General features: G+C 55.2%; 4 protein-coding genes. 1 reads left to right on the top strand and 3 read right to left on the bottom strand.

Translation table 11 applies throughout. The features are described 5' to 3' along the window. Window positions 1-418 precede the first annotated feature (418 nt). A complete protein-coding gene (locus tag VFU50_07150) occupies window positions 419-877 on the bottom strand; it encodes a rhodanese-like domain-containing protein (protein HEU5232621.1) in 459 nt (152 codons plus the stop codon). Between VFU50_07150 and VFU50_07145 the strand changes: the two genes are divergently transcribed. Further along, the gene (locus VFU50_07145; GenBank protein ID HEU5232620.1) at window positions 840-1,142 is read left to right on the top strand and encodes a hypothetical protein; all 303 of its coding nucleotides are present in this window, start codon (window positions 840-842) and stop codon (window positions 1,140-1,142) included. The genes VFU50_07150 and VFU50_07145 overlap by 38 nt on opposite strands. Before the next feature lie 241 nt (window positions 1,143-1,383). Here VFU50_07145 and VFU50_07140 read toward each other — a convergent pair whose 3' ends face one another. After that, entirely contained in the window at window positions 1,384-2,199 is an 816-nt protein-coding gene (locus tag VFU50_07140; GenBank protein ID HEU5232619.1) for a glucose 1-dehydrogenase, read from the bottom strand. A gap of 215 nt (window positions 2,200-2,414) precedes the next feature. Next, window positions 2,415-6,080 (bottom strand): TonB-dependent receptor, encoded by a 3,666-nt coding sequence (locus tag VFU50_07135; protein ID HEU5232618.1) that lies wholly within the window; start codon window positions 6,078-6,080, stop codon window positions 2,415-2,417. Between the last annotated feature and the right edge of the window lie 76 nt (window positions 6,081-6,156).

The following is a 6,156-nucleotide window of genomic DNA, read 5'->3' as shown; positions in this document are numbered from 1 at the left end:
GAGAATCGAAAGAGCCCTCACGCTATGACGGAAGAAGTGATGCGGCAATGTGTTTGGGTGAAACCGGAACGGCGTTGTGAAATAGAGTTCGTGGAGCGTACCAAGGGGGGAAGGCTACGACACGCCGAGTTTCGTAGATTGGTGAGTTGACACCGCGGGAAACACGGGGACCAGACGGAACGTATTCTCGCGTTAATTCCTGTTATAGGAAAACATTCCATCTGCCCAAGTGCTCCAACTGCTTAGGAATTTTGCTCACGTAAGGACCGCGTCGGCAGCCTAGCCAGAAGTTGCTAGCGTGGAGCGCCGCCGAATCCGATCTCGTTTCCGATCGACTGTCATCCTGAAGGCCTTCCTTTGGCCGAAGGATCTCGGGTGATGTTTCGACCTAAATGCTCTGGCCTGGATCCCTTACGAGTCACTTCGCGGCCGACTTTTGGCGAAGCTGGTTTTCTAATTCTGGATACAGCGGCTCGAGCGGCAATTGTTCTCGTTTCCATGCCGGCAGTCCGCCGCTTAGCACTTTGACATGCTGGAAGCCTCGCTTAACGAGTAGGCCACGTACGCTCAGACTCGTTTCTTCGTTTGGACATGTGCAATACAAAATGACCTCAGCATCGCGAGGGATACTCGCAACGTGTGCATCAATCTCATCCGGTTTGACAGGAATTGCGCCGGAAATCAATTGCGGCGCTGCGAGCACGTCGAGTGGATGACGAAGATCCACGATGATTAAAGAATCACGCCGGGCGATCCTCTGGCTCAGTTCCTCCACCGAGATCCGCGATTCTTCCTTCTGCTGATTCCGATCCTTCGTGCGAGAGAAAAAGGCACAGCCTATGAGAAACGCTAAACCGGTGGTCACAACCACAGACATGGAATGCAGGCCTCCTACGCTGCATTCGATTCACGTCGTGCATTCCGGATTCCAAATTATCGATGACTTAGGTTCGAAGACTATCGACAGGATCCATCGAGAGCGACCGCAGGTACGCCTTGCTCAACTCGGCGGAAAGGCAAAGGCAGCGTTGATTGCTTCCGGTCAGCAGGCCCTCGATTTCTGTCAAAGCCGCCTGAATCGCGATCGAGAATGGCCGGAATCGCACCCTCGTCAGCACATGCCCGTGAAATGGCGCAGCTGATGCCCTTCGCCCCTCCAGTCACGACTACACCTTTGTCCTTAATGTGCAAATCCATTCAGCGGACAGCGTTCCTTCCAAAACTCTCTTCTTTGCGCATAACGGAGAAACTCTGGGTGCGACCGTCGAGGATAGCCTTCATGCCTCGGTAGTTGCCGCCTGGCAGACCCGAGCGGGATCATAGCGCCAGAAGTGCAGATGTGAATCGACGTGCATGCGCGGAGCCTTCGAACGTGCGCGCGGGCTACCCGTGCAGGTTCAGAAATCCTCCGTCGATTGGATAGTTGGTTCCCGTTATGAAACCTGCAGCATCGGAGCACAGGAACAGCGCCAGCGATGCGACTTCTTCCGGCTGGCCCATGCGGCCGATCGGTTGCAGCTGCGAGAGCTTCTGCATCATCTCCTGCTCACGGCCGGGATAATTCTTGCGTAGAAAGCCGTCGACAAACGGAGTATGCACGCGGGCAGGGGAGATGCAGTTGCAGCGGATGTTGTGGTTAATGTAGTCGCGAGCTACCGAATACGTCATGGTCAGCACCGCGCCTTTGCTCATGCTGTACGCGAAGCGATCGGCGAGTCCGGCGAGTCCGGCAATGGAGGCAAGATTCAGAATCACGCCTCCACCGGCAGTTTTCATGGAATCGAGAACGGCGTACATGCAGTTGTACACGCCCTTCACGTTGATGCGATAAACGCGATCGAACTCGTCCTCCGGCGTATTCTCCAGCTTCCCGATATGGGATACGCCGGCATTGTTCACGAGGATATTGATCGGACTGGCGCCGGCAATTCTCCCGAAGAGTTCATTGACTTGCTGCTGATTGGAAACATCGCAGAGTGTCCACTGGGCTTTTCCTCCAGCCTTACGAATCTGCTTCGTGGTCTCTTCTGCGTTCGTTTGATCCACTTCAAGAATGTGAACAGATGCGCCAGCCTCGGCGAAGCTAATCGCGATCGCCCTACCGATGCCGCTCGCTCCGCCGGTGACGACAGCATTCCTGCCGTCCAGCCGGAATGCCGCCGAGTTGTTGCCGTTTGCGGTCAGAGTGAAACGCCTCACTTCCAGGGAATGAAGTAGTCCTGTCCTACGCTGTTATTCGCCTCGCTAAGTAGCGAACCCACATCAAAGACACAGCTCCGACGTTGCGGCGGGGGGACCTGCTGTTTCTATCACTTTGGCTAACAACAGATCCCCCGCGCAGCAACTTGAAAGCTTTGAATCGCAACGTCATCGCTGTTGCGCGAGGGATGACAGTGGTTGGGCAATACTGCTTCTCAGAACACGAACCTTAAGCCGAACTGCATCTCTCGAGGTGTGGTGCCCTGAGCCAAGCTGGTAATCTGGCCTGCCTTCGAGTTGATCGTCGTACCTGAGGAATTGATCGTAACCTGCGAAGGCGCCTCCCAATTCTGCACGTTGAAAACATTGAACGCCTGGAACTGCAATTGGATACTTGTAACTTCGCCGATAGGGAAGTTCTTCATCATGGCGAAATCCATGTTCCACACTGCAGGGCCACGGAAAGCGTTGCGTCCAAGATCGCCGAACGAGCCTTGCGGCTGAGTGAACGCGCACGGATTGAAGTAGTTTGTCTTGTTCAGTACCGAATCGGGAGCGCTGCCGCCCTGAGAGACGGTGGAATGGCACTTCGGATCGGGGTTCGCCATAACCGGACCAGCAATGAACGGATCGGCAATGATGTTTGGTCTGCCGTAGGTTCCGATGCTCGGCGCACTGCCTTTCAGGTTAGCGATATCACCGCTGACCTGCAGGTTGTAGGGAATCCCGGAACGGGCCTGAAGGATTGAATCGCTCTCCCAATTTCCGAGAATCCACGAGAGCGGGCCGCTGGAGAGGAACTTCTTACCACGGCCAAAGGGCAACTGATAGACGTTCGCCCATGAGAAAAAGTGGCTGACGTCATAGCCTGAAGGACCACGCGCGCTGCGGAGATTGTAGAAGCTCTGGACCGTTGAGCCTCCGCCTGCAAGCGAGTTTTCCACGCCGAAGTATCCGCTACCCTCATCGATGGATTTGCTGAAGGTGTAGGAAACGAGCGAGCTAAGTCCATTCGAGAAGCGGTGATCCAGTTTAGTTTCGAGTCCGTTATAGCTCGATCGTGCGATGCTCATCGTGTAGTTGTTGATATTTACCCATGGCATCGGACGCATAGCGTCGATCCCAGCCGTGTAGGCGTTCTTGCATGCAGTGTCGGTGCTGGCGCAGGTACTGTTCGGCGAAGCCTGTCGGGCCGCATTCGCCAAGCCGGACCATGGCAGCCTGCCATCCTGGCTTCCTACATACGCCACTGAGAACATAGAATGGGGGCTCAACTCCTGCTGGACTTCCAGGTGATACTGCAAAGCATATGGGTCTTTGTAACGCGGATCATCACTAAATCCGCCGATAGCCCACGGCGATGTTGTCGGCAGGGTGACAGGAAAGTTTCCCTGGATCTGATTCAAGAATCGAAACGGCGTAGCAGCTCCCGGAACAAAGGAGCCATCCGTGTTCACGTTGCCTGTTGCGAAGGCCACTGCATCTGGCCAGACCTCGGCTTCAAGGTCATTCTGCGCATACTGGCTTCGCGCGGGGAGAGCGTCCCAATACAGTCCGGCTCCGGCTCGCAGTACCGTCTTGGGATGGAGTTGCCATGCGATGCCAAAACGCGGCCCCCAATTGTCCTTCACGGGTCCAGGAGCAAAGAACTGCTTACCTGCCAGAACCACATTGTTAAAGTGTGGATCTTTCTGAAAGGCGTCTGGAATGCACGGGGCCTGACCGACTGCACTGCAGAGGCCCGGCATCGTGGTGGCGCCAATGATCCACAATTGACGCTGCAGATCGAGGGAGTTCCATAGTCGCCCATCGGTGGTCTGCGGCTGTGTAAGGTAGTCGTAGCGGAGGCCGAGACTTAAAGTGAGATTTGACCTCATCTTCCATTCATCCTGAATGTAGGCAGCCCAAGATGCGTAGCTGAAAGCTACCTCTCCACCTGCACGGTTAGGGAGTTGTCCGGTTGCTGAGTTCGGCAATGCGAGTAACGCGGAAGCTAGCGATAGTCCGGTATTGCTTGAATTTGCAGGATTCTCGGTTTGCGTGTTCGAGAACGCGAACGTCTGGAACGTGTTGTCCTGAACGCGCTTTGCGTCGATGTACCAGAAGCCTGTCTTGATGTTGTGGTTGCCCTTGAGCCACTGGAGGCTGGGAGTGAAGCTTCGAGTAGGATTCTCGCGAGGCGCATCACCGCGAATACCGATATTTGAGTTTCCACCCGCACCATTATTCCAAGGCGCCGCCAGCGTCACGAGCATGCCTTGGTACTTGTCGATGTCCGCAAAGCTAGCCTGAGTCATCGGGCCGGTGCCTGCCGAGTTGCGGATCTGCATGCTGGAGTCGACCCCGGGTCGGCCCGCGTATCCGGCACGGAAATCAAAGATCAAACTTGGGCCGAAGGTGTGGACGTAGTCTCCGCCGTAATTGCGACCGGGAGATCCGCCTGCTGTCCAGGCGTTCTCCCCAATCGGAGTGTAGGTGTAAACGTTCTGCTGAGTGAAGCGAAGAAAGATGTTATCGCGCTGGCTGATGCGGTGATCAACTCTGGCGTTCACCTCGTTGGAGTTATTGATGGAGGCGCGATTCTGAATGAAATTATGCGTCGGGTCGGCAGGATTCGCGTAGTTGGGCTGACCAACGTACGTCTTCAGGAAAGCCTGCATTGCCGGGTTGATCAGTTGCTGTGGAATCTTGTCGCAAGGCGTACCCGCGGGCTGAATTCCTTGCGCATTCGGTGCAAGCGGATTCCCGGCCGTATCGCACATGAATCGACTACGCGTCAGGTTACTACCGCTTCCGGTAGTCGAGAACGGATTATAGATGTGATTGCTGGTTCCCGAAATGAAGGTTTGGGAAAAGTCCCCGTTCAGTTCGGCGGGAGTCGGAACCCATGAAGTTCCCTGGGACGGCTGACTGAAACGCCATCCATCATAGCCAGCTGAGAAAAATGTTTTGTCATGGATGATCGGGCCGGAGATCGTCGCGCCGAACTGGTTTTGATGGTAAGCCGCCGGGGGTTTCGGATTGCCGGCCGCATCAAAATCGGTGAAGCCGTTGCGTGCGTCGAAGGCGTTATTGCGAACATATTCAAAGGCGGAGCCGTGGAATTTATTTGTTCCCGACTTGGAAACCATATTCACTACGCCGCCTGCGGCGCCGCCCATGTCGGCATTGGCATCCTGGCCGACCACTTTAAACTCCTGGACCATGTCGATGTTGGGAATGACGATGTATGTCGGACCGCGAATATTGGTGTTGATGATGCCATCATAGAAGTACAACTTCGACCGGTTCTCCTGCCCGTGGAAAGAAGGATCAGAGAATCCCGATCCGGGAATACCAACATTTCCCTCCACGCCTCCAATACTCTTGTTCTGCGAAGTCGACACCGGAGTAACGCCCGGCGTGAGCGTGAGGAGCTGAGTGAAGTTGCGTCCATTCAGCGGAAGAGACTGAATGGTCTTCTCTTCAATGACCGTGCCGAGGGAACTTGTCGTACTGTCGAGTACCGGGGCTTGCGCTGTAACCTCGATCGTCGTGGAAGCGCTGCCGACGTCGAGTGTCATATTTTGCGTCACCGCCTGATTCACCGCCACTACAAGGTTCGACTCTACTGCCTTGAATCCCGCCTTCTCCACCTTGAGTTTGTAATTACCCGGCTGCACGTTAACAAAAACGAAGTAGCCGTTGTTGTTCGTGGTCGTAGTGTTCTGGATATTAGTGCCTTGGTTGGTGAGCGTGACTGTCGCGCCTGGCACAATGGCTCCAGACGCGTCACTTACCGTTCCGTTGGCTTCGCCGCCTCGAGTTTGAGCGAGTGCCGGCAAGCAAAATGCGAGACAAAAAAAGATCGACAGCAAAGTCGATTTCTTCGCAAAACGCATAGATCCTCCACCCCGTAGCGGCGCCGGATTGCGTAAAACGCGCTCGACAGCCATCCCGGCAGCTGAACGGACCTAT

It is taken from the genome of Terriglobales bacterium (assembly GCA_035764005.1).
In the GTDB taxonomy this organism is placed as follows: domain Bacteria; phylum Acidobacteriota; class Terriglobia; order Terriglobales; family Acidobacteriaceae; genus Gp1-AA112.
This window is presented reverse-complemented; position numbering and strand designations above follow the sequence as displayed.

Coding starts and splice junctions, on each gene's coding strand:
- VFU50_07145 (HEU5232620.1), top strand. CDS start 840: ATGAGAAACGCTAAACCGGTGGTCACAACCACAGACATGGAATGCAGG.
- VFU50_07150 (HEU5232621.1), bottom strand. CDS start 877: ATGTCTGTGGTTGTGACCACCGGTTTAGCGTTTCTCATAGGCTGTGCC.
- VFU50_07135 (HEU5232618.1), bottom strand. CDS start 6,080: ATGCGTTTTGCGAAGAAATCGACTTTGCTGTCGATCTTTTTTTGTCTC.